General features: G+C 61.1%; 18 protein-coding genes. 13 read left to right on the top strand and 5 right to left on the bottom strand.

The window, feature by feature from the left end; genetic code table 11:
* Window positions 1-548: 548 nt before the first annotated feature.
* The 3 genes from CS1GBM3_RS07235 to glpK all read left to right on the top strand — a co-directional run bounded on the left by CS1GBM3_RS07235 (window position 549) and on the right by glpK (window position 4,614).
* Entirely contained in the window at window positions 549-1,940 is a 1,392-nt protein-coding gene (locus tag CS1GBM3_RS07235) for a DUF1254 domain-containing protein (protein ID WP_244534585.1), read from the top strand.
* A 480-nt stretch (window positions 1,941-2,420) separates the two neighbouring features.
* Entirely contained in the window at window positions 2,421-2,822 is a 402-nt protein-coding gene (locus CS1GBM3_RS07230) for a GNAT family N-acetyltransferase (protein WP_083567215.1), read from the top strand.
* A 292-nt stretch (window positions 2,823-3,114) separates the two neighbouring features.
* Window positions 3,115-4,614 (top strand): glycerol kinase GlpK, encoded by a 1,500-nt coding sequence (gene glpK / locus CS1GBM3_RS07225; RefSeq protein ID WP_072393325.1) that lies wholly within the window; start codon window positions 3,115-3,117, stop codon window positions 4,612-4,614.
* Between the two features lie 20 nt (window positions 4,615-4,634).
* Here glpK and CS1GBM3_RS07220 read toward each other — a convergent pair whose 3' ends face one another.
* Together CS1GBM3_RS07220 and CS1GBM3_RS07210 are read right to left on the bottom strand one after the other, a co-directional pair.
* Window positions 4,635-4,955: a DUF3459 domain-containing protein gene (locus CS1GBM3_RS07220; protein ID WP_072393322.1), complete on the bottom strand. Its 321-nt coding sequence runs from the start codon at window positions 4,953-4,955 to the stop codon at window positions 4,635-4,637.
* 434 nt (window positions 4,956-5,389) lie between these two features.
* Entirely contained in the window at window positions 5,390-5,968 is a 579-nt protein-coding gene (locus CS1GBM3_RS07210) for a TetR/AcrR family transcriptional regulator (protein ID WP_072393317.1), read from the bottom strand.
* A 180-nt stretch (window positions 5,969-6,148) separates the two neighbouring features.
* Between CS1GBM3_RS07210 and CS1GBM3_RS07205 the strand changes: the two genes are divergently transcribed.
* The 4 genes from CS1GBM3_RS07205 (at window position 6,149) to fabF (ending at window position 12,556) form a co-directional block, all read left to right on the top strand.
* Window positions 6,149-7,267: an efflux RND transporter periplasmic adaptor subunit gene (locus CS1GBM3_RS07205; protein ID WP_072393314.1), complete on the top strand. Its 1,119-nt coding sequence runs from the start codon at window positions 6,149-6,151 to the stop codon at window positions 7,265-7,267.
* On the top strand, window positions 7,267-10,383 hold the full coding sequence (locus CS1GBM3_RS07200; RefSeq protein ID WP_072393311.1) for an efflux RND transporter permease subunit: 3,117 nt from the start codon (window positions 7,267-7,269) through the stop codon (window positions 10,381-10,383). The genes CS1GBM3_RS07205 and CS1GBM3_RS07200 overlap by 1 nt, the downstream gene beginning before the upstream one ends.
* Window positions 10,384-10,660: 277 nt before the next feature.
* Window positions 10,661-11,284: a TetR/AcrR family transcriptional regulator gene (locus CS1GBM3_RS07190; protein ID WP_072393305.1), complete on the top strand. Its 624-nt coding sequence runs from the start codon at window positions 10,661-10,663 to the stop codon at window positions 11,282-11,284.
* A gap of 9 nt (window positions 11,285-11,293) precedes the next feature.
* Entirely contained in the window at window positions 11,294-12,556 is a 1,263-nt protein-coding gene (gene fabF, locus CS1GBM3_RS07185) for a beta-ketoacyl-ACP synthase II (RefSeq protein ID WP_072393302.1), read from the top strand.
* A gap of 35 nt (window positions 12,557-12,591) precedes the next feature.
* Here the strand turns inward: fabF and CS1GBM3_RS07180 are convergent, their stop codons facing one another.
* Window positions 12,592-13,176, bottom strand: a complete 585-nt coding sequence (locus tag CS1GBM3_RS07180; RefSeq protein ID WP_072393300.1) for a TetR/AcrR family transcriptional regulator — start codon at window positions 13,174-13,176, stop codon at window positions 12,592-12,594.
* 286 nt (window positions 13,177-13,462) lie between these two features.
* Here CS1GBM3_RS07180 and CS1GBM3_RS19765 point away from each other — a divergent pair, with 286 nt between their 5' ends.
* From CS1GBM3_RS19765 to CS1GBM3_RS07155, 6 genes are all read left to right on the top strand, one after another.
* The gene (locus tag CS1GBM3_RS19765) at window positions 13,463-13,621 is read left to right on the top strand and encodes a hypothetical protein (RefSeq protein ID WP_171946442.1); all 159 of its coding nucleotides are present in this window, start codon (window positions 13,463-13,465) and stop codon (window positions 13,619-13,621) included.
* Window positions 13,621-13,800, top strand: coding sequence for a hypothetical protein (locus CS1GBM3_RS07175; RefSeq protein ID WP_072393297.1), 180 nt, complete (start codon window positions 13,621-13,623; stop codon window positions 13,798-13,800). The genes CS1GBM3_RS19765 and CS1GBM3_RS07175 overlap by 1 nt, the downstream gene beginning before the upstream one ends.
* A gap of 82 nt (window positions 13,801-13,882) precedes the next feature.
* On the top strand, window positions 13,883-15,067 hold the full coding sequence (locus tag CS1GBM3_RS07170) for a thiolase family protein (protein ID WP_072393294.1): 1,185 nt from the start codon (window positions 13,883-13,885) through the stop codon (window positions 15,065-15,067).
* A gap of 86 nt (window positions 15,068-15,153) precedes the next feature.
* Window positions 15,154-16,011: an alpha/beta fold hydrolase gene (locus tag CS1GBM3_RS07165; protein WP_072393291.1), complete on the top strand. Its 858-nt coding sequence runs from the start codon at window positions 15,154-15,156 to the stop codon at window positions 16,009-16,011.
* 46 nt (window positions 16,012-16,057) lie between these two features.
* Complete coding sequence (locus CS1GBM3_RS07160) at window positions 16,058-16,720, top strand: glutathione S-transferase family protein (protein ID WP_072393288.1); 663 nt, start codon at window positions 16,058-16,060, stop codon at window positions 16,718-16,720.
* Window positions 16,721-16,890: 170 nt separating this feature from the next.
* A complete protein-coding gene (locus CS1GBM3_RS07155) occupies window positions 16,891-17,346 on the top strand; it encodes a nuclear transport factor 2 family protein (protein ID WP_072393285.1) in 456 nt (151 codons plus the stop codon).
* 1,024 nt (window positions 17,347-18,370) lie between these two features.
* On the opposite strand, the gene CS1GBM3_RS07150 is transcribed toward CS1GBM3_RS07155, so the two are convergent.
* Both CS1GBM3_RS07150 and CS1GBM3_RS07145 read right to left on the bottom strand, forming a co-directional pair.
* Window positions 18,371-21,592 carry an efflux RND transporter permease subunit gene (locus tag CS1GBM3_RS07150; RefSeq protein ID WP_072393282.1) on the bottom strand — a complete coding sequence of 1,074 codons (3,222 nt, stop codon included), beginning with the start codon at window positions 21,590-21,592 and terminating at the stop codon, window positions 18,371-18,373.
* The gene (locus CS1GBM3_RS07145; RefSeq protein ID WP_072393280.1) at window positions 21,589-22,614 is read right to left on the bottom strand and encodes an efflux RND transporter periplasmic adaptor subunit; all 1,026 of its coding nucleotides are present in this window, start codon (window positions 22,612-22,614) and stop codon (window positions 21,589-21,591) included. Before CS1GBM3_RS07145 ends, CS1GBM3_RS07150 begins: the two co-directional genes overlap by 4 nt.
* Between the last annotated feature and the right edge of the window lies 1 nt (window position 22,615).

Here is a 22,615-nt window from a genome sequence, read left to right as displayed (position 1 = left end):
TGTATGGACCGGGTGCTCTCAATGATCAGTGGTTCTATCTATAACCCCCCGGGACCAGGCTGCGGGGTCCCTTTTGACTGCAATGTAGAAGTGTGCTGTTAGCCAATTATCCGACTAAAGACCACAGAGGGTTTTTATTTTGTGACGGTCTGGTATGGTGCCGGCCCATGGGGAGTTGCCGCACCTGGCTGGAGGCTAGGATGCGATTTTTAAGCGTTCAAACTCAGTGCGCCCCGCGGCAACCGCAAGCATCCCTCCAGCTTAGTCTCCGAACTTTCCATTCCAGGTTCCTGCGCGTCACTGCGAGACCCTCGTGGCGGCCGGATCATGTGGCACGCGCACGACCTGAAGCGTCGTCGCGAGCGGGAGGGCACTTGGCCCCAATACCATCCTACGCTGCACGTGACTGCCACTGATCACGCTGAGGTGGGAGCGCCGTGTTCCCTCCTTAAAACCCAAGGGAGGACGTTATGTCCGATATGTCCGTTCTCAAAGCCGGGATGCTGCGCGGCAGTGTTCTACTGGTCACTTTAAGTCTCGCGCCGTTCATGAACACGGCACCGCGCGCCGATACCGTCACTCCCGAGGATGCGCAGAGCATCGCACGCGACGCGTACATCTATTTTTATCCGCTGATCACAATGGATGTCACGCGGAAGCAACTTACGAACATCGAAGCCGGAAAATCGGAAATCGGCGGACCGATGAACTTGTTCAACAACGTCCCGGCGTTTCCGACCGCCGATATGAGGGCCGTCGTACGGCCCAACTTCGATACGCTCTATTCAAGCGCATGGCTCGATCTCACCAATGAGCCGGTCGTCGTGTCCGCGCCCGATACGAACGGTCGCTACTATCTGCTCCCCATGCTCGACATGTGGACCAACGTGTTTGCTTCGCCCGGGTCACGAACCACCGGAACGCAGGCGGGTGACTTCATCGTGACACCACCCGGCTGGACCGGAGCGGTTCCGGCGGGCATCACTCGGATCGACGCACCCACTCCTTACGTCTGGATCATCGGCCGTACCAAGACGGACGGGCTGCCTGATTATGACGCCGTCCACAAAATCCAGGCGGGCTACAAGATCACGCCGCTTTCGCAGTGGGGCAAAAAGCCAAAGCCGATCGAAGCCAAGATCGATCCCAGCATCGACATGAAGACGCCGCCGAAGCGTCAGGTCGATACGATGGCGGCTAACACCTACTTCAAGTACGCCGCCGAGCTACTCAAGATGCATCCGCCGCAGATCACCGATCAACCGATCATAGCTCAGATGAAGCGGATAGGAATCGAGCCCGGAAAGAGCCTTGATATCGCCAGCCTCGACCCCGCCGTTCAGCAAGCGTTAGAAGATGCGCCGGCCGAAGCGCAGAAACTCATGGCGCGGAAGGTTCCGACCCTGGCCCGCGTCGCGAATGGCTGGTCGATGAACACTGACACGATGGGTGTTTACGGCAACTACTATCTGAAGCGCGCGCTCGTTGCGCAAATTGGTCTCGGCGCCAACCTTCCCGAAGATGCGATCTACCCGCTGAACCTCGGTGACTCGACCGGCAAGCCACTCGACGGCACCAACAACTATGTCCTTCATTTCGCCAAGGGAGACATGCCTCCCGTATCAGCCTTCTGGTCGGTAACGCTCTACGACACAGAGGGCTTCCAGGTCGCGAACCCGCTCAACCGCTTCGCGGTCTCGAGCTGGATGCCGTTTAAGTTGAACGCTGACGGCTCTCTCGATCTCTACTTCCAGAACCAGAGCCCGGGCGCCGACAAGGAAGCCAACTGGCTGCCGGCGCCGACTGGACTATTCAATCTCACCATGCGTCTTTATGGACCCAAGTCCGACGCGCTCACCGGAAAATGGTCTCCGCCGGCCGTGACGCGGAGCGGAAGCGCTGCGGTTGGAACGAGCGCAGGAGTGGAAGGGAAGGAGTGAGCTTGCGGCGCGATGGATGCTGCTTCGCGGACGCGGAAGGCCGACTGATGTAGGCTTTTGGCCCTGCGAGCCAACAGCCAAGTGGCGGGTTTTGGGGCATCGCGGCAGTGCAGGATCGGCAGAAGCCGGTTGGCGGTCTGTCCCAGAGCGTACCGGCACATCTTCTGGTCGCCGTTGCCGCAGGGTTGGGATATGGGAGCCGCTCTGCCGGAGGCCAGCTCGGGCACGCTCGACATCCCTCGCTTCCTCCTGGAGCAACGGGACGCTGAAGGATGGGACGTCCTTCAGCCAAGCAGTCGAGAGCTTACGAGTGAGGTGCTTGACTTTCCACAGCCGGGGGCGACCAGCAGTGCGGCGCGAGAGTGACGCTTGGCTGCAAAATCGTGTAAGCTTGCTCGATGGTCGAAGAGTTCTTCCGCACAGCCGTCTGACCGTTCGTCCCTTTGCAACGGACGATCTCGATGATCTCGCGCGCATTTCATCCGACCCGACGTCGTACGATTTACCGACGATGGAAAGCCTCTAGGTCGAGACCTCACAGAGCTCTGGATTGTGCGCTCCCGCCAAAACGTGGAAAAGTTCGGATACGGAACCGGCGCCTTGATCGAGAGATCGAGCGGCCGCTTTATTGGCTGGGCGGGCTTTGCGCGTCCGGAAGACGCGCCCGAGGAGATCATCTACGGTTTCGAGAAGTGCGCATGGGGAAATGGCTACGGTACCGAGATTGTCGCAGGCCTCGTCCGCTTCGCTTTCGAGAAACTGAACTGTTCGGAGCTTAGGGCGACCGCATATCCAGAAAATGTGGTCTCGCATCATGTCCTGCGGAAGCTCGGCTTCGAAAGTGTGCCTTGGGACAACAAGGACGCCCTTTTTTTATGCTGACGAAGCCAACCTCGCAGGCTTCGCGAGATGCCTGACGCCTCAATCGGGCCGGCGAGCGGTAGAATTGCACTCGGCGCTAATCCATACCCGTCAACTGCCGCTCCGAAATCGGCAGAATGAACATGCGAGGCGACGCCTCCCATGCGAACCGTGGCAGTGCAGTGCACTTCGCAGAGTTGCGGCGATGCGGTCTTTGACGCCAACCTGTGGGCGCTGGACCGACTTCCGGGTGTAAACAGGATCGGGTACAGTCCCGTTTGCCAATCTTCTCCCGACACGGGGATAGCGAGACATGACGAGCTACGTCCTCGCCATCGATCAGGGCACTACGTCCTCGCGAGCCATCGTATTTTGCGCCAACATGACGATCGTGGCCATCGCTCAGGAGGAGTTGCCACAGCATTATCCGGCACCAGGCTGGGTCGAGCACGATGCGGAGGACATCTGGCGCACCGTACTCTCAACAGCTCGATCCGCGCTCGCTGGGGCAGGGCTCACTGCGCGCGAGATTGCCGGCATAGGCATCACCAACCAGCGCGAGACAATCTTGATATGGGAGCGTGCGACTGGCCAGCCAATTCACCGCGCCATCGTTTGGCAGGATCGACGTACGGCCGACGTTTGCCAGCAATTGAAAGACGACGGCCACGAACCGCGCATCTCCGCCGCTACCGGGCTACTGGTCGACCCCTATTTCTCGGGCACCAAGATCGGTTGGCTCCTAGACCGCGTGCCCGGCGCGCGCGAGCAGGCCGATCGGGGAGAACTGGCCTTTGGCACGATCGATAGCTTCCTACTTTGGCGGCTTACCGGCGGTCGAGTGCATGCGAGCGACGTCACCAACGCCGCCCGCACGCTGTTGTTCAACATTCACCGCAACGAATGGGATGCGGGGCTTTGTGAGCTTCTGAATGTGCCCATGAGCCTCCTTCCTGAAGTACGCGACTGCGCCGCCTCCTTCGGACACACGGCGCCGGAGCACCTCGGTGGCGACATCCCGATTCTTGGCATGGCGGGTGATCAGCAGGCCGCGCTGATTGGCCAGGGCTGTTTCCAACCCGGTATGATGAAATCGACCTACGGCACGGGATGCTTCGCCGTCCTCAACACCGGACACAAGGCTATTGCCTCAAAGAACCGGCTCCTGACCACCATCGGCTACCGGCTCGACGGTGTAACGACGTACGCGCTTGAGGGTTCGATCTTCATAGCTGGCGCCGCCGTTCAGTGGCTACGCGATGAGTTGCACCTTTTGCAATCGGCGGCCGAGGCCGGGTCGATGGCCGCGCAGGCCGATCCCGAGCAGGACGTGATCCTCGTGCCAGCGTTCGTCGGGTTGGGTGCTCCGTATTGGGACGCGGAAGCACGTGGCGCCATATTCGGGCTGACTCGCGGAGCAGGGCCTAACGAGCTGGCGCGGGCCGCGCTCGAGGCCGTTTGCTTTCAGACTGCCGACCTTGTCGACGCCATGCACCGCGATTGGGGAACCGTCGGCGAAACGGTGATGCGTGTCGATGGCGGTATGGTCGCTTCAGATTGGACAATGCAGCGGCTGGCCGATTTGCTCGGTGCAGCAGTGGACCGGCCGACTGTGCTCGAGACAACAGCACTCGGCGCGGCCTATCTGGCGGGACTGCAGGCAGGCCTCTATGCCGAGCCCGATCGGGTTGCAGAAACCTGGGCGCTGGACCGCCCCTTCGCGCCAAGCATGGCGGTAGAAGAGCGACGGAGCCGGATCGCGAGGTGGCGAGACGCGGTTTCCCGCACGCTGAGCCGTGAACCTGCTTTGTAGCCTTACCCCTACTAGGAATGTCAGTAAGTCAGGACCACCGGCGAGACCTGGATCGCGCTGACGATGACAGCCTCGTCTGCGCTCAAGTCAAGACGTTCATATACCGGTTCTCCAGTGCGCTTCGCATTGGTTGAAAGCTCGATCGTCCCATGAAGGCAAGGTTCAAACCGGATGGCTTTGGGTATCGAGTCCAAATTGAGCGCAATTACGAATAGTCGATCGGCGCATGCGCGGGTGTAGCTAAGAACACCGTTTGTTGTTTGCAGCGGTGCCCAGTCGCCCAGCGACAATGTCGGTTCCCGTCTGCGTAACGCAAGCAGCGCGCGGGTCAGAGAAAGCATCGACCCAGGCTCCCGCTTTTGTACCTCCACGCTTATCCCCGGATGTTCGTTGCCAAGAGGCAGCCACGGATGGCCGATCGTGAAGCCAGCATTAGGGGATTGGTCCCATGGCATGGGCGTGCGCTCGGGATCTCTTCCCAGTTCGCTGCCGCGACTGATCACGCCAAACGGATCTTGCAGCTCTTCTGCCTGGATCGCGACGTCTTCGAGACCGAGCTCATCACCGTAGTAGAGCGTGGGCGAACTCTACGCCGATCCCACTCGACGCTCCAGTGATCAGCGCCCGTTTTCCAGTGAAGCTGCTCCGTGACATGTTTTCTCCATCGGTTCTGCGCATTGCCGGCGCAGGGCATAGCTTCACCGTTTGCAAGCCCTCGCTCGCAGCAGGCGGACCCTCGGGTCAGCCGTAACGGCGCTCTTAAGCGCCTGTACACCTACGAAGAGGCGGCTTCGCGAACGCTTTCGGCTGCCGCATCCAGGAACGATTGCGCGAGGCGAGGATCGTTGACGACCCGCGACAACGTGACGGCCCCAACCATCGTCGAGAGGATGGCCATGGCCTTGTCGTGCTTCTCATCGTTGTCGGCTTCCGACAACAGGCGGGTGAGGACGCGAAGATGCTCTCTGATCCCGGCTTCGAACGAAGCTTTGACTTCAGCGCTTTGCCTTGCGGCATCCGCGCCGAGGGCCACGAGCGGGCAGCCCTCCATTTTTTCCTTGCGGTGTCCGTTGGACAGGTAGAACGCGATCACCGCGCCGAGCGGGTCATTGGAATTTGCGACAACTGCGTTCGACCATCGGTTTGTGGCACTCTCCAAGGCCCGCGCCGAGGCCTCGGCAATCAGGTCACCTTTGGACGCGAACTGTTTGTAGAAGGCGCCCTGGGTCATCCCGGCGGCTTCCATCAGGTCCTTCAGTCCGATGCCGTCAAAGCCGTGCTGCCTGAACAGGCGGCTTGCGACATCGATCACGTTTTGACGGTTTTCCTCAGCCTGAGCGCGGCTTACACGCATCTTGGGCCATCCTATTCTTAGATTGTGCCTGACTTCTTTATCCTAAATAGCGGTCGTTTGCAAGCTATAGAAGGGCGCGACAAACGAATCGTGCGGCCATTTGATCTAATTTTTAGATTGCGAACGACATCTAAGTGAGATATAGAATGCGAACGACAACCAATTTTGGAGGTTCGCGGTATGTGGCGCAGATTGTTTTTTTTCCTCGGCGCGCTCGCGCTGACGGCCGCCGGCATCGCGGCCGCCGCGTTCTTTTTGAATGCACCGGAACCGACGACATCAGCTGGCGCCGATCCCCGCACCAACCCGCTTCTGGTGAAGGTCATCAACGCCACCAACGTTGCCGGCGTTGAGCGTTCCTTCACCGGAACGATCGCAGCACGGGTGCAGAGCAATCTGGGGTTTCGCGTCCCCGGCAAGATCGTGGAACGGCTCGTGGATGACGGCCAGGAGGTCAAGGCCGGTCAGCCTCTCATGCGCATCGACGACACCGATTTGCGCCTTGCCTTGACCGCCAAGCGTAACGCGGTCATCGCGGCACGCGCGGTCTTCGTTCAGGCGCGCGCGGACGAGAAGCGCTATGCCACGCTCGTTAAGGGCGGGCTTGCCGCGAGCGAGCAGCGCTATGAGCAAACTAAGGCCGCGCTGGACACGGCTGAGGCGCAACTCGCGGCGGCAGAAGCGGAAGCGAAAGTCGCTGAGAACCAAGCGACCTACTCCACTCTCGTGGCCGATGCCGACGGAACCGTTGTCGCGACGCTCGGGGAACCAGGACAGGTCGTCGCGGCGGGGCAAACCGTGGTTCAGTTGGCGCACGCCGGACCGCGCGAGGCGCTCGTTGCGCTTCCTGAAACCATCCGGCCAGCGATCGGCTCGGAGGCAGAAGCCAGCGTCTATGGCAGCAACGGGCAGCGTGGGACAGCGCGCCTTCGCCAGATGGCGAATTCCGCAGATCCCCAGACCCGTACGTATGAAGCGCGTTACGTGCTTGACGGCGAAGCCGCCTCCTCACCCCTCGGGGCCACGGTAACGATCAGACTTAGGGTCAACGGACAACATTCCGATGTGGAAGTGCCGATCGGCGCGGTGCTCGATGACGGCAATCGCACAGGTGTTTGGATCCTGAATCAGGACGCCACAACTGTGCGCTTCGCTCCCGTCAAGATTAAACGGCTCGGCGACGAAACCGCGGTGGTCTCCGGCATCGAGGTCGGGCAACCGATCGTCGCGCTCGGTGCGCATCTCCTGACGGAGGGAGCGACCGTCAGGACCAGCTCCAAGGCAGAGGGGTCGAACTGATGAGCCTCAACCTTTCCGCACTCGCGGTCCGCGAGCGAGCCGTCACCCTGTTCTTCATCATGCTGTTGGCGGCCGCAGGCGTCTACGCTTTCGTCAAGCTCGGGCGGGCGGAAGATCCCTCCTTCACCATCAAGACCCTGACTGTCACGGCCGTATGGCCCGGCGCAACCGCGCGCGAAATGCAGGATCTGGTCGCCGAACCGCTTGAAAAAAGAACCCAGGAGCTGACCTGGTACGACCGCGTGGAGACGATAACGCGCCCAGGGTATGCCTTCCTCACGGTCACGCTCAAAGACAGCACGCCGCCATCCCAGGTGGAGGAGGAGTTTTACCAGGCCCGCAAAAAGCTCGGCGATGAGGCTCGGATTTTACCCCCTGGCGTCTTGGGGCCTTTCGTCAACGACGAATACTCCGATGTGAGCTTTGCCCTTTACGCGCTGAAGGCAAAGGGCATGCCGATGCGCGAACTGGTCCGGCAGGCCGAAGTCATCCGCCAGGATCTTCTGCACGTGCCCGGCGTCAAGAAGATCAACATCCTTGGCGAGCGTCCCGAACGGATCTACGTCGAGTTTTCCCATGCCAAACTGGCAACCCTCGGGCTGTCGCCGCAGGACATTGCTGCTGCCGCGCAACGGCAAAACACCCTCACGCCCGCAGGCTCGATTGATACGCGGGGCCCCCAGGTCTTCATCCGGCTCGATGGCGCCTATGACAGCGTCGAGGCCATCGCCGACACTCCAATTGTGGCCGCCGGACGCACACTGAAGGTCTCTGACGTTGCCGATGTCCGTCGCGGTTACGAGGACCCCGCAACATACATTATCCGCCATGAGGGTGAGCCAGCCATCATGCTCGCTGTGGTGATGCAGAAAGGCTGGAACGGGCTGGAACTCGGCAAGGCTCTGGAAGAGAGATCCGCGGCGATCGCCGAGACCCTGCCGCTCGGGATGACGCTCGCCAAGGTGACCGATCAGGCCGTCAACATCACGCATGCCGTCGACGAATTCATGATGAAGTTCGCGATGGCGCTCGGCGTGGTGCTGTTGGTGAGCCTGCTCAGCCTCGGCTGGCGCGTTGGTATCGTCGTGGCGGCTGCCGTCCCTCTGACGCTTGCCGTCGTGTTCCTCATCATGCTGGAAACCGACCGGTTCTTCGACCGCATCACGCTCGGCGCTCTCATCCTCGCGCTTGGCCTTCTCGTCGACGACGCCATCATCGCCATCGAGGTGATGGTCGTGAAGATGGAAGAGGGCATGGACCGCATCAAGGCGGCAGCCTATGCGTGGAGTCACACTGCGGCGCCGATGCTGTCCGGAACCATCGTGACGATTGTCGGGTTTTTGCCCGTCGGTTTCGCGAGTTCGTCGGCCGGAGAATACGCCGGCAACATCTTCTGGATCGTGGGCTTTGCCCTCACCGTCTCCTGGGTCGTCGCGGTGATCTTCACACCCTACCTTGGCGTTAAGATGCTGCCGGCGATCAAACCGGTCGAGGGCGGCCATCATGCGATTTACGATACGCCGAACTACCGGCGCCTGCGCGGCATCATCAGTTTCGCCGTGCGCCACAAGTTCCTGACATGCTCAGTTGTCGGCATTGCCTTCGCGCTCTCCGTCGTCGGCATGGGCACGGTGAAGCAGCAATTCTTCCCCACCTCCGACCGTCCCGAAGTTCTGGTCGAGGTCCGCCTGCCGGAAGGGACCAGCATCGAGACGACGACGGCCACGGTCGGGAAGCTCGAACGCTGGCTCAAGGACCAGCCGGATGCAAAGATCGTCACCAGCTACATCGGACAGGGCGCTCCGCGATTTTTCTTCGCCATGGCGCCGGAGCTGCCCGATCCGGCCTTCGCCAAGATCGTGGTGCTGACACCCGATGCGGAGGCTCGCGAGAGCTTGAAGAACCGGCTCCGGAATGCGTTATCCGAAGGGCTCACACCCGAAGCCTATGTGCGCGTCACGCAGCTGGTTTTTGGCCCTTACACGCCGTTCCCGGTCGAGTTCCGGGTCATGGGACCCGATCCCGCAAAATTGTACGAGATCTCGGAGAAAGCTCTCGAGATCATGCGGAACGTCCCGGACGTCAGGCAGGCGAACCGCGACTGGGGCAATAGAACGCCCGTGTTGCGCTTCGTTCCGGATCAGGATCGGCTGAGCCTCATTGGCCTTTCCACGACGGAGGCGGCCCAGCAGCTGCAGTTCTTGCTCACTGGCATTTCGGTCACGCAGGTTCGCGAGAATATCCGCAACGTGCCCGTCGTGGCGCGCAGCGCCGGCGACAACCGCCTGGATCCGGCCAGATTGGCGGATTTTTCGCTCTTCAGCCGCGACGGCGGTCGTATTCCGCTCGACCAGATCGGGCATTCGGAAGTTCGTCTGGAAGAGTCGATCCTGAAGCGGCGCGATCGCACACCCGTCATCACGATCCGTTCGGACATCAACGAGGCGACCCAGCCTCCGGAGGTCTCCAAGGAGATCATGACGGCCCTTCAGCCGCTGATCGCATCGCTGCCGGCCGGTTACCGTATCGAGACGGGTGGATCGATCGAGGAAGCGACAAAGGCCAATGACGCGTTGGCGACGGTCTTTCCCGCTATGATCGCCGCCATGCTGATCGTCATCATGCTACAGGTGCGATCCTTCTCCACAATGAGCATGGTCATGCTGACGGCGCCGCTAGGTCTCGTCGGTGCCGTTCCAGCGCTGGTCCTCTTCAACCAGCCCTTCGGCTTCAACGCCATTCTGGGACTGATCGGGCTTGCCGGCATCCTCATGCGCAATACCTTGATCCTGACCGAGCAGATCAAGGAGAACCAGGCCGCAGGCCTTGATGACTATCACGCCGTCATCGAGGCGACGGTTCAACGGACGCGGCCTGTGATCCTGACCGCGATCGCCGCCGTGCTGGCCTTCATCCCTCTCACGACCTCTGTCTTTTGGGGATCGATGGCCTACACGCTGATCGGCGGCACGGCTGTCGGCACCGTACTGATCCTACTGTTCTTGCCGGCGCTCTACGCCGCTTGGTTCCGCATAAAGCCCACGGCAAATGAAGTTCAGACAACGATGGGGACCGCCGCCGGACCGGAACTCGGAAAGGCAGAGGCGGCAGCATGAGGGAGGATGAGCAACAAGGAACCAAGAGGTCACAGATGTTGGAACGGCTATTTGGAAAAGTGCGCCCGTGGGTCGAAGCCATGGATGGAGCGGACGACCCGCGAGGAGAGTTTCTTCTGATGCTGGAGACTCGAGTCAGCCGATTGGAAGACGAAGTCGCGCGCCTCCGCGGATCAGACGCGAGCGGCGCGTCGACTCCGCCGCGCAGTGCGGAGGCCGAATGACCGGGGGCAGCAGTGCTTCATCACAACGGTATGCGCGTTGGGAGGATTTAGTGATGCCGCGTGCAAAAAAGGCCCTGCATACCAAGCAGCGGTTCCACCACGGTGATCTGCGCGAGGCGCTTGTCGCTGCCACGAGAGAGCTGCTCCAAGAGCACGGGCCGGATGGTTTCACGCTCGCTGATGCGTGCCGCCGCGCCGGCGTCACGACGGCCGCACCCTACAAGCATTTCCGTGGCAAGCAAGAGGTTCTCCAGGAGATTATCTCACGCGGCTTCGATGAGCTGACGGCCGCCAATGCAAAGGCCGTGGCTGAGGGCGGGCCAGGCACGCTCGCAGGCATAACCGCGATGGTGATTTCCTATCTCGATTTTGCCGTCGCGCAGCCGGCGGTCTTCCGCCTCATGTTCGGTCACAAGTCCGATCTCAGGAAGGCCCAACACGTTGACGAGAGCGGCAACCAGTGCCTGAAAAATGTCATCAACGAGGTGGCGGCCTGCAGTCGCAAGCACAGCCAGAAGGTCGACGCGGAGCGGGTCGCCATCCGGCTTTGGACATTCGTGCATGGGGCGTCGTGCCTCGAAATCGACAGCGACTACGAGCGCGTGGCGCCCGGCCTCGATGTTCGCGAGCTAATCGCGGACGTCGCGCCGAGACTGCTTAGCGTAACTCCAAGTTAGGTGACCGGTATGCGGCGTGTGGTGGTGACTGGTTTAGGAGTGGTATCGCCGTTGGGGTCCGGTGCAGAGATCGCCTGGGCACGATTGCTCGCGGGCCAATCCGGGTTGCGGCCTCTGCCGGACTGGGCGGCTCCCCTTCCCGCCAAGATCGCGGGCATCGTGTTGAACAAGGATGAGGATCCGGAAGGCGGTTTCGATCCCGACTTGGCCGTTCCCGTCAAAGACCAGCGCAAGATGGATCGCTTCATTCTGTTCGCGCTTGTCGCGGCAGCAGAGGCCATCGCTCAGGCCGGATGGGCGCCGGCCGATGCCCGGGCGCTCGAACGCACCGCAACCGTCATCGCATCGGGCATCGGGGGCTTTCCTGCCATCGTGGACTCGGTCCGTACGACCGATCAGCGCGGCGTGCGCCGCTTGTCGCCGTTCACAATCCCGTCCTTCCTTGCCAACCTTGCGGCCGGTCATGTCTCCATCCGTCATGGCTACAAGGGGCCGATCGGCACGCCTGTCACGGCCTGTGCCGCAGGCGTGCAGGCTATCGGCGATGCTGCGCGTCTGATCCGGGGAGGTGAAGCGGATGTCGCGGTGTGCGGCGGAAGTGAAGCTTGCATCGATCTCGTCAGCCTTGGGGGCTTCGCGGCTGCGCGTGCGCTTTCAACCGGCTTTAACGAGACACCGCATCGCGCCTCGCGTCCTTACGACCGCGACAGGGACGGATTCGTCATGGGCGAAGGCGCCGGAATCCTGGTGATCGAGGAACGCGAGCACGCTCTGGCGCGTGGCGCCACCCCAATCGCGGAGATCGTCGGTTACGGCACGACAGCCGACGCCCATCACATGACCGCGGGCCCGGAGGATGGCGACGGCGCACGCCGTGCCATGCAGGTCGCTTTGCGCCAGGCCCAACTCGCCCCGTCCGATATTCAGCATCTGAATGCTCACGCCACATCGACCCCGCTCGGAGATGTCGGCGAGCTCGCAGCGATCAAGGCCGTGTTCGGCCGAGACGCAAAGATTGCAGTCAGCGCGACCAAATCGGCGACCGGACACCTGCTCGGCGCGGCGGGCGGTCTCGAGGCGATCTTCACCGTGCTTGCACTGCGCGACCAGATTGCCCCGCCGACCCTCAATCTGGACAACCCGGACGCGGCTGCCGGCGGGCTCGACCTCATCGGCGGACAAGCCCGAGCTATGACGATGGAGCATGCCATATCGAATGGCTTCGGCTTTGGCGGCGTCAACGCGAGCATCATCTTTCGCCGTCCCAATTAAACGCGCGGCAAGATCAATCCAGCAGCATCGCCTGACTATCGTTTGCGCCCCGCCGAGGCGCCGAGTGCTTCGCGGCTGGCAACGAGCACCTCCTCGCTCAAGGCGCCATCACCGACGGCACGCGCAATGACGACCGCGCCCACCAATGACGCGAACATCCGGATAGCTTTGGTCCGTCGCTCGGCCGGCGTCCCTGAAAGTCCGGCCGAGAGCTTGTCGATCGTTCTCTGGGTCCCATTGGCAAACGCCCTTCGCACCTCTGCGGTCTCACGGGCGGCTTCGACGCCGAACGCTGCCATTGGACAGCCAACGCCCGGATTGGCGACGTGGCCCTGCGAAAGGTACTTCGCCACATAGTCCTCGACGGCGCCTGCCTCGCTCGCCCTGTCCGCCTTGGTCTCAAGACGCTTCACAAGCGTATCGTGGATGGATTGCACCGCCTCCGCCACCAGCGCGTCCTTCGACTCGAAATGCCGGTAGAAGCCGCCGTGCGTCAACCCGGCCGCCTGCATGAGGTCGGCGACGCTTGTACCCTTGATGCCCCGCTCTCTCAACATGCGGGCGGCAACCTCCACGATCTCTTGATGGTGTTCCGCCATCGCTTCACGTGACATGCGCATGAATGTGCCTTTCCGGATGTCCAACTGATTTAGTTGGATTATAATAATAATCTTATTATGGGGCAACAGATCCCTATCCGTTCCCCCGCCAGTGAGTGCGAAACAAGGCACTTTATGGCCCTGAATCACGTCGTCGTGAAAAAAATACTCTCTGGGGTGTTGACTATTTAGCGTACGTATGACATCTATCAGTGCAGATGATATATGTCATCTAAATCCAGGAACGGCGGTCATCCCGCCTCCTAGGTCGCTGGTTCTTAAATCTTACGAGCAAAGGAGAAATACGATGCGCACTCTTATGATCGCCGCCACCCTCGCCCTCGCCCTATCCACCGGCGCCCACACGGCATCGGCTGGAAACGAAACCGACAAGGCGGTAGGCGCAGGCTCCTACATCCACCCGACTGGTCCCGCAAACGGTGTCTGGCACCAGGACCGGCAGTAATGCGGACCGCCGTCATGAGTATCCTGGCCCTGTTGGTTCTTGCCGGCGTGGCCCAGGCTTACTCCGACTTTGCTGATGTGAAGTTCAGCCAACGCAGCCAGTTCGCTCCGCGCACCTTTGATCAGCACATCCAAGACGAGATTACGGGTGACGAATTCAAACGTCGGCTCGACATCTAGACGGCCGGGCACGGCAGTGCCGTGCCCGGCCAATCTCGCGCTGCAAGCGCAGCGATATTTTCCTCGGCGATAGGGACTTAGAATGTCGAACAAAGAAATCATTATTGCCGAGGCTGTGCGAACACCAATCGGCGCCTTTAACGGCAGCCTGAAGAGTAGGGCTGCAACCGAACTCGGCAGCGTCGTCATCGCCGAGGTGTTGCGCCGCGCCAAGATCGCTCCTGACGACGTCCAGTCGGCGACGATGGGGAATGTCGTACAAGCCGGCAACCGCATGAACCCCGCAAGACAGGCGGCCGTTGGTGGTGGTGTCCCCGTCTCGACACCGGCCCTTACCGTCAACCGCGTTTGCGGGTCTGGCGCACAGGCCATCGTGTCGGCGGCTCAAGAAATCCTATCGGGGAACGTAGAGCTCGCAATCGCCGGCGGCATGGAGAACATGGACCGCGCTCCATATCTGCTTGATGGCGGCCGGTGGGGCTATCGGATGGGGCCCGCCGAGATCCATGACAGCATGCTGCACGACGGCCTCGTCGATGCGTTCTCAGGCCAGCACTCCGGCTGGCACACTGAGGACCTCGTGAGCAGGGCGCAACTGACGCGGGAGCGTCAGGATCGCTGGGCCGAGCGGTCTCAAATGCGGTTCGCTGCTTCGCAAGCTGAAGGGACATTCGACGCTGAAATCGTGCCGGTGAAAATCAAAGGCAAGAAGGGCGAGGAGCTTTTCGCGAAGGACGAGGCTAATCGGCCCGATACCACATACGAGGCACTGGCGAGGCTTCGTCCGGCGTTTCGCGAAGACGGCACAATCACCGCTGGGAATGCACCGGGACTGAATAGCGGAGCGGCCGCCATGATCGTCTCGGATCGCTCACACGCCGAGACACTCGGGATATCGCCGTGGGCGAGACTTGTCTCCTACGGCATCGCGGCGGTTGAGCCGGGACTGTTCGGCCTCGGCCCCGTCCCGGCGGTCAGAATCGCTCTCGAACGAGCGGGCTGGAAGATCAGCGACGTCGATCGCATCGAGATCAACGAGGCTTTCGCCGCAGTGCCGCTGGCCGTCGCCCAGGAGCTTCACCTTCCCGAAGAGATCATCAATGTCGAGGGCGGCGCCATTGCCCATGGCCACCCGATTGGCGCCACCGGTGCGGTGCTGACGACCCGTCTCGTGCACGCGATGCGGCGCAATAGGCTGAAAAAAGGCGTCGTGACCCTTTGCATAGGCGGCGGCCAGGGTATCGCGTTGGCGTTGGAGGCTCTCTAAAGCATCCCCGCACATTCCTAAGTCAACACAGAGCCCACGATAAAGCCGAGCTGCATTCAATAACTAGAACCAAAAGGAAAAGAACAATGCTCACGATCTCTGGCCGCGAACCCACGCTATTGAGAATTTCCGACAAGTTGAGCCTTCGCTATGTGAAGCTCGGCGAAGGCCCGGCTCTGGTGCTTCTGCACACCATCCGCACCCAGCTTGAGTATTTTCGCGACCTGGCGCCGCTTCTGGCCGAGAAGTATACTGTTTACGCGGTCGACTTGCCCGGACACGGTCATTCTCCAATCAATCCTACGGCGCCGTTCGACGAGCCTTATATGCGAAGCGGCATCGTGGGCTTTCTCGAAACGCTCGATCTGCGTGACGTGACGTTGGTAGGTGAATCCATCGGCGCTGTGCTGGCGCTGACGGCTGCGTCCGAGGTTCCCGATCGCATTCGTGCGGTCTACGCTCTCAATACCTACGACTACGAGACCCGGTTTGGAGATGGTATCCGCCGGGGCAACTGGTTTGCGAACGTCATCATTGGCGGCCTGCAGGTTCCTGTCTTCGGCCCGATTGGAGGAGCTCTCGAAAACCGCTTCGTCCTGGGCACGATCATGGGGGGCGGCTTCGTGGACCCGCGAAAGCTCCCGGCGGACCTTCTCACCGAGTTCGATACCGTCGCACGCCGGCGGCACTACAAGCGCGTCGCTCGCAAAGTCCTTCAGCAGTGGCGGTCCTGGCCCAAATCCCGCGAGCGCTATTCCACCATCAAAGCCCCTGTAACGCTGATCTATGGTGACAAGGACTGGTCACGCGTCCCCGAGCGGGAGCGCACCAAGGCCGCGCTGAAAGGCGCTCGCTTGTTCACGCTTCCCAGTACGGGACATTTCTCGTCAGTCGAAAACCCCCGCGGCGTAGCAGACGTTATTCTCGCTGGCAGTCCTCACTGAACGGGTGGCGCACACGCGGGCCAACCTCACACAGCGAAGCAAGAGAATGTCACTGACAAACGTCGAAGCTGATCCGGAACGCATCCGATTGCATTTTTCCCCCGGGACACGTGCCGTCAGGGTGCGATGGCTTCTGGAGGAAATCGGCGTTCCTTACCACCTGCACGTAGTCAGCCTCTGGCGGGGCGCACACAAGAGCAAAGACTATCTAAAGATCCATCCATTGGGAAAGGTCCCGGCGCTTGAGATCGACAACACGATCGTCTTCGAATCTCTCGGGATCTGTCTGTATCTTGCTGATCGGTTTGCAGACGCTGGGCTCGCGCCGCTTGTGACCGACAGGGCGCGCCGAGCGAGCTACAGCACTTGGATGGCATTTTCCGCCGGGACGCTGGAGCCGGCCATCTTCGAGCAGGTGCGCGCAAAAAAGGCCGAGGAGCGGGGTATTGCCTCCGTCGGTCTGGGGCCAGCCCTGACACCATTCAACAACGTGGCTTCCTACATGGAGCTCCATCTCGCGGAGCAGCCCTCCCTGCTTGGTGATCGCATGACGGCGGCTGACATCATGAACGGCTCGCTGATGGCGTGGGCTCAGGACATCGGTTTGCTCGAGGCGCGTCCATCGATCCAGGCGTGGGTCGCCAACCTGAAGTCTCGATCAGCCTATGCCCGCGCGATGCAGAGCACGGGCTGGGGATGGAAGAGCTGAGCCGCCTCGGAGATCCCTGCGGTTTGGCAATGGCTAATCAGCCATTCGAGTGCCGGATAGTTCTTGGCGATGAGCGGCACCTCAAGAAAGAGAGCAGCGATCGGCATGTGAGACTCGAACGAGAGTCCTACGGGCGACCACGGTATGGCTTCTGAAATTGGAGAAGAGATATGATCTACGGTTCCATCGTTCGGATGAAAATACGGCAGACCTTCGACCACGTGAACAATCATCGCTGGGATAAGGCGTTGGAAGCTGTCACGCCGAATGTCCATCACCGTGTTTCCGGCGCCCACGCGCTCGGTGGTGAGCGTCACGACAAAGACTCGGTCCGCCTCTGGTTCGAGCGCCTCGGCCGCGTCCTTCCAAATCTGCAAATTACTCTCACCGAAATCACGGTTAAGGGCTCGCCATGGAACACCAAAGTGTTCGCGCAGTGGGACGGCAAAGCAACGCTGCTCAACAGCGAGGCCTACATCAACCGCGGACTTCATGTGTTCACCCTGCGGTGGGGCAAAGTGCATGCCCTGGAAGAATTCCAAGATTCACAAGCAGCAGCCAAAGGTCTTGATGCGCAAAGTGCGGCCGGTATCGAGGAAGCGGGTGCAAGACCAATTGTGAGTTAGTTCGTCATACCTAGCCATCGACTGACCGAAATCGCCGTAGTCGGTGACCGGCTCTGCCTCGCCACACGTTGTGATGTGAGACAGGATTGAACAAATAACCTAGCGCAAAGCGGCGCGCGACCGCTTATGGCCCCAAGTCGTCGGCCGCTCAACGGTCGTCTCAGACCATTGGCGAGCATCGCGGAGGGGCGCTCTATCAGCGAGACCCACTGCTCGCTCCGGATGGTGTCCACTGACCGAGGTGCTGCGGCCATGGGTTGACGCCAATCCCATCACTGCATACCGCGATCGACAGATGACGGCTTTCTCGGCTTCGCGTTCGTTCGTAGTCAAGCCATCCCATAGCTGGAGCGCAATTGCTCGGCGAAGAGTGAGCGTGTTGCGAGCACGTGTTGAAAATGACGCGGAGGCGACTGGATAGGTGCGCGCTTGCGACGAGGCAGGGGCCAAATTGCTGTATTGAAGGCGAGCCAACCTGATCCTGAGGTGCGGAAAGCACGCAGCTGGATCCGGAAAGTGAGAGTGGGGCTCGGTGTCCGCTGGCCCTCGAGCGGCGTCGCATAGAGCTTGGCAGGGATGAAAGGATAAAGTTAAGCTACGAACTCAGCGATGTGGAAGAAAATATCTAACATTATGCTGATGATCTTGCGGCGGATTATCCGGTAAAAGACCGGGTAACGCCGAAGATCGAACCGAGAAGATAGTGCGAATCAGAAGCTTACGCCAGCAAAGGGGAGCCGCCCCCCTCCACCAGCTCTCTGTCGGTCGACGTCTGCCCACGTCGGCCATTGCCTAAGAAGTCTGATTTCATTGATGTTTGCCTCTGCTAGATGAAAGCGCAGGGCATCCACACGGGCGAGGCGGTGGCTGCCCACTGGTCGGAAAGACCGTTCAGCCGAGGAAGCGGCCTTCCGGGCCCGCTGGCTGCGTCGTCGCATTCTACGTCTGCTTCGCCCTCAGAAACCGCCGAGAAAGTGTTCCAGTAGTGGAGACCAAAGGTCAGCCGCGCAATCGGCCCGATCGGCTAGGGCGCAGCCCTTGCCGGTGAACGTCCGTCATCGCGCAGCACGATGTAGATTGCCGGAATGACGAGCACCGTCAGCAGCGTTGATGAGGCAAGACCGAACAATAGAGAGATGGCGAGACCCTGGAAGATGGGGTCGGTCAGTATCACCGCTGCTCCAATCATGGCGGCGAGCGCTGTGAGCAGTATCGGCTTGAAGCGGATGGCACCCGCCTCCAGCAGGACATCTCTCAATGGCGCACCGCCCGTGCGGCGCTCACGGATAAAATCGACAAGCAATATGGAATTGCGCACGATGATGCCCGCCAGCGCAATGAAGCCGATCATCGACGTCGCCGAGAACGGCGCTTCGAATAGCCAATGCCCGATCATGATGCCAATGAGCGTGAGCGGTACGGGCGTTAGGATGACGAGGGGCAGCGTGAAGGAACGGAACTGCGCGACGACCAGCACATAGATACCGAGCAACGCCAACGCGAATGCCGCGCCCATATCGCGGAAGGTCACGTATGTCACCTCCCACTCTCCGTCCCAGAGAAGCACAGGCCTTCGCTCGCTGAGCGGCTGTCCGTGAAGGCGCACCTCGGGCTTGGGAAGCGCTCCCCAATCGGTCTTGTCGATGAGATCGCCAACGGCCAGCATTCCGTAGATCGGCGCCTCATATTCACCCGCGAGCTCTGCTGTCACCATCTCTGCCGCACGTCCATTGTGGCGGAAGATCGGGTAGGAGGCCTCCTCGTGCTCGAGCCTCACCACATCTCCGAGTTCGACCACGCCACGCTCACCAGGGAGAGCATTGGCGGGAACCGGCGTCGACAGCGTCGACTCGGTAAGCGCGAGGTCCTTCTTGGGCAGTTCGACTGCTATCTCCACCGGATGGCGGCCAGCACCCTTATGCGAGTACCCCACCGGGGTGCGGCCGAGATAGGCTGCGATGGTGTCGTAGACGTCACTCTCCTCGACCTTATGGAATTCGAGCTTGTCCTGGTCGATGACAAACCGCTGCCGAGGCCCGCGCTGCCGGAAGCTTACGTCGTCGTCGACGATATAGGGCACGGAGCGGAATATTTCGCGGACCCTGCGCGCCACTTCGCGCCGCTGCTCGGCATCCGCGCCATAGATCTCCGCCAGCAGCGTGGCGATCACCGGTGGTCCAGGAGGAACCTCAACGACAGCAACAGAGGTTCCTTCTGGAGCCGGAAGCCCCTTTAGGCGCTGGCGCACGTCGAGCCCAATCTCGTGGCTCGTCCTGTGGCGCTCGCCTTTCGGCGCCAAGTTGACCTGTAAGTCGCCATGTTGCGGCTCGCTGCGTAGGTAGTAGTGGCGAACGAGACCGTTGAAGTTGAACGGTGCCGCAGTTCCTGCGTAGGCCTGGATCGACGCCAGCTCCTCAAGGTCGGTTAGCCTTCGTGCAGCGGCGTCGAGCACGCGATCGGTCTCTTCGAGGCTGGACCCGCGCGGCAGATCAATGACCACCTGCAGCTCCGACTTGTCGTCGAAGGGAAGAAGCTTCACGGTGACGGCCTTGGTGGCGAACAGACTAAGAGAAAGCAGCGTCGCCACACCCACAAGAAGGAGGAACACGAACGCGGTACGGCGTTGCGCGATGATGGGGCTCGCGGTCGCGATGTAGGTCCGCGCTAGCCGTCCTTCCCGCCGCGACGCGACGTGAGTTGCGCCAGCGCCCCCGATGCGAAGCATCAGCCACGGCGTAATGATCACGGCCACGAAGAACGACAGCACCATCGCTGCCGAGGCGTTGGCGGGGATGGGGCTCATGTAAGGCCCCATCAGCCCGGAAACGAACAGCATAGGAAGCAGTGCCGCAACCACCGTCAGCGTGGCGAAGATGGTGGGGTTGCCGACCTCGGCGACAGCATCGATGGCAGCGGCGACGCGACTGCGTCCATCGTCCATGGCCCAGTGGCGTGCGATATTCTCGATGACGACGATAGCGTCGTCCACCAGGATACCGATCGAGAATATCAACGCAAAGAGACTGACACGATTGATCGTGTAGCCGAACAGCCACGACGCGAAGAGCGTGAGCAGGATCGTCACCGGGATGACCACGAGCACAACCACGCCCTCGCGCCAGCCGATTGCGAGCCCGACAAGCAGCACAATCGAGAGCGTTGCCAGGCCGAGATGGAACAGCAGCTCGTTCGCCTTCTCGTTTGCTGTCTCGCCGTAGTTGCGAGTCATTGTGACGGAAACGTCCTCCGGCACCAGATCGCCCTGTAGCGCATGCAGTCGCTCCACGATCTCGTCCGCGACGACGACAGCGTTGGCGCCCGCCCGCTTGGCCAGCGCAACCGTTACTGCGGGGCTACGCTGGAACCGGCCGTCCGCGTCCTTGGCGTAATGCCAAGCTAGCCGGTCAAGGGGCTTGGCGCCCACAACGACATTGGCCACGTCGCGCACATATACCGGCCGCTCGTCGCGGGTGGTGAGAAGCAAAAGGCCGATGTCGGGAATCCCCTGTAGTGTTTGTCCAGCGGCGACGGCGACGCTCTCGTTGCGCCCGCGCACGCGTCCGGCCATGAACGACCGATTGGCCTCCTTCACCTTGCCGACCAACTGCTTCAGCGTGATACCGTAGAGTGCGAGACTCTCTGGAATAGGCTCGACCCGGATCTGGTCGGGACGCCCGCCCACGATGTAGCTGAGCCCGATGTTGTCCAGCTTCGCGAGCTCGACCTGCAAGTTCTCGGCAATGTGGTAAAGCGCATTGTCCTGAAAGCGCGCGATGCCGGGCTTGGGTGCGAGCGTCAGGGTCACGATGGCGACATCGTCGATGCCTCGGCCGACGATCAAAGGATCGGGAATGCCGAGTGGGATTCTATCGTAGTTGGCGCGAACCTTTTCGTGCACGCGCAGAATCGCGTCGTCGGCCGACGTTCCGACGAAGAACCGGGCGGTAACCACGACGCGGTCGTCTTCCGTATTGGAGTAGACGTGCTCCACGCCGTTGATAGCCTTGACGATCGTCTCCAGTGGCTCAGTCACGAGCTTGACAGCATCCTCCGCCTTCAAGCCGTTGGCCGTGATGAAAATATCGACCATCGGCACGGAGATTTGCGGCTCCTCTTCTCGTGGCAGAGACAAGAGCGCGACCAATCCCAGAGCAAGTCCCGTCAGCAAGATCAACGGTGTGAGGGGCGACTGGATGAAGTAGCGCGTCAATTGGCCCGAGATGCCGAGTCTGTGGCCTTCGTTCATGGGTTCACCAGCCTGTCACCAGCCTCGACACCGGCGAGCAGTTCGATCAACTCGACGCCATCTGCATCTCTCATCGTGCGCCCCGTCTGCACGACCACATCGGCAACCTTTCCGCTGCCTTCATCGAGCCGCACATAGTCGAGGCCATAGCGCTTGAAGACGTAGGCGCGGGGTGCAGCGAAGCTTTGCCTCTTGCCCGCGGAAATCCACGTAAGGAGACGCTCGCCGACGAAATAGCCGCCAAGGTCTGGCACCTCCGCATCCGCGATGACGCGACCACCCTTGAGTTCAGGATAGACTTGTGTGATCCGGCCGGCTGCCAACGGAGCGTCCTGCGGCCCGAGACCGCGTGCGCCGACGCGGATCGGATCGCCAACCTTGATGAACCGGGCGTGCCGCTCGGGAAGCTCCAAACGCAGAAGGTAACCTTTGGCGGCAATGGTGGCGATACTTTCGCCCACGAGCACCACACTTCCCTCGGTGACGGGAACCTTGAGCACCCGCCCAGACGCCGGCGCCAGCACCTGCCCTTCCTCGCTCTCGGTCTCGATGACGGACCGCTCAGCACGCGCCGACTTGAGTTCATTCAGAGCTACGTCGTAAGTGGTCTGCGCCTGCTCGACGCGCGCTTGCGAGGCCACGCCTCTTTCTTTCAGCGTCAAGGAACGCTTCAGCTCTGCATCACTCGTCTCAACACGCGACTCGAGTGCCACGATACGCGCATCGAGCGCCTTGATTCGCAGTGCGATCTTCGTGTCGCCTACGAGGGCCAGCACCTCGCCTTGTGTGACGGAATCGCCCTCATCGACCTTGAGCGTGGCAATTGTGCCCGGGGTACGAACGCGAGCATCGATCAGGTCGCGGCTCCGTACGGTCGCATAGACCGACTTGAGATCATCGATCTCCTCGATCTTCACCTCGATGCTTTGGGGAGCAGATAGCACTTCGGCCCTGAGTACGTTTCCGCTCAACCCAATCATTTGGCTCGCCAGAACCAGCGCGGCGAGGTGAGCACCCCTCATA

Source organism: Hyphomicrobium sp. CS1GBMeth3 (assembly GCF_900117455.1).
Classification (GTDB): domain Bacteria; phylum Pseudomonadota; class Alphaproteobacteria; order Rhizobiales; family Hyphomicrobiaceae; genus Hyphomicrobium_C.
The sequence above is the reverse complement of the archived record's forward strand: the minus strand, read 5'-3'. Positions and strand labels throughout refer to the sequence as shown.

Excerpts from the sequence above, each read along its gene's own strand:
- CS1GBM3_RS07235 (WP_244534585.1), top strand. The coding sequence starts at position 549 with ATGAACACGGCACCGCGCGCCGATACCGTCACTCCCGAGGATGCGCAG.
- glpK (WP_072393325.1), top strand. The coding sequence starts at position 3,115 with ATGACGAGCTACGTCCTCGCCATCGATCAGGGCACTACGTCCTCGCGA.
- CS1GBM3_RS07220 (WP_072393322.1), bottom strand. The coding sequence starts at position 4,955 with ATGCTTTCTCTGACCCGCGCGCTGCTTGCGTTACGCAGACGGGAACCG.
- CS1GBM3_RS07210 (WP_072393317.1), bottom strand. The coding sequence starts at position 5,968 with ATGCGTGTAAGCCGCGCTCAGGCTGAGGAAAACCGTCAAAACGTGATC.
- CS1GBM3_RS07205 (WP_072393314.1), top strand. The coding sequence starts at position 6,149 with ATGTGGCGCAGATTGTTTTTTTTCCTCGGCGCGCTCGCGCTGACGGCC.
- CS1GBM3_RS07200 (WP_072393311.1), top strand. The coding sequence starts at position 7,267 with ATGAGCCTCAACCTTTCCGCACTCGCGGTCCGCGAGCGAGCCGTCACC.
- CS1GBM3_RS07190 (WP_072393305.1), top strand. The coding sequence starts at position 10,661 with ATGCCGCGTGCAAAAAAGGCCCTGCATACCAAGCAGCGGTTCCACCAC.
- fabF (WP_072393302.1), top strand. The coding sequence starts at position 11,294 with ATGCGGCGTGTGGTGGTGACTGGTTTAGGAGTGGTATCGCCGTTGGGG.
- CS1GBM3_RS07180 (WP_072393300.1), bottom strand. The coding sequence starts at position 13,176 with ATGCGCATGTCACGTGAAGCGATGGCGGAACACCATCAAGAGATCGTG.
- CS1GBM3_RS19765 (WP_171946442.1), top strand. The coding sequence starts at position 13,463 with ATGCGCACTCTTATGATCGCCGCCACCCTCGCCCTCGCCCTATCCACC.
- CS1GBM3_RS07175 (WP_072393297.1), top strand. The coding sequence starts at position 13,621 with ATGCGGACCGCCGTCATGAGTATCCTGGCCCTGTTGGTTCTTGCCGGC.
- CS1GBM3_RS07170 (WP_072393294.1), top strand. The coding sequence starts at position 13,883 with ATGTCGAACAAAGAAATCATTATTGCCGAGGCTGTGCGAACACCAATC.
- CS1GBM3_RS07165 (WP_072393291.1), top strand. The coding sequence starts at position 15,154 with ATGCTCACGATCTCTGGCCGCGAACCCACGCTATTGAGAATTTCCGAC.
- CS1GBM3_RS07160 (WP_072393288.1), top strand. The coding sequence starts at position 16,058 with ATGTCACTGACAAACGTCGAAGCTGATCCGGAACGCATCCGATTGCAT.
- CS1GBM3_RS07155 (WP_072393285.1), top strand. The coding sequence starts at position 16,891 with ATGATCTACGGTTCCATCGTTCGGATGAAAATACGGCAGACCTTCGAC.
- CS1GBM3_RS07150 (WP_072393282.1), bottom strand. The coding sequence starts at position 21,592 with ATGAACGAAGGCCACAGACTCGGCATCTCGGGCCAATTGACGCGCTAC.
- CS1GBM3_RS07145 (WP_072393280.1), bottom strand. The coding sequence starts at position 22,614 with ATGAGGGGTGCTCACCTCGCCGCGCTGGTTCTGGCGAGCCAAATGATT.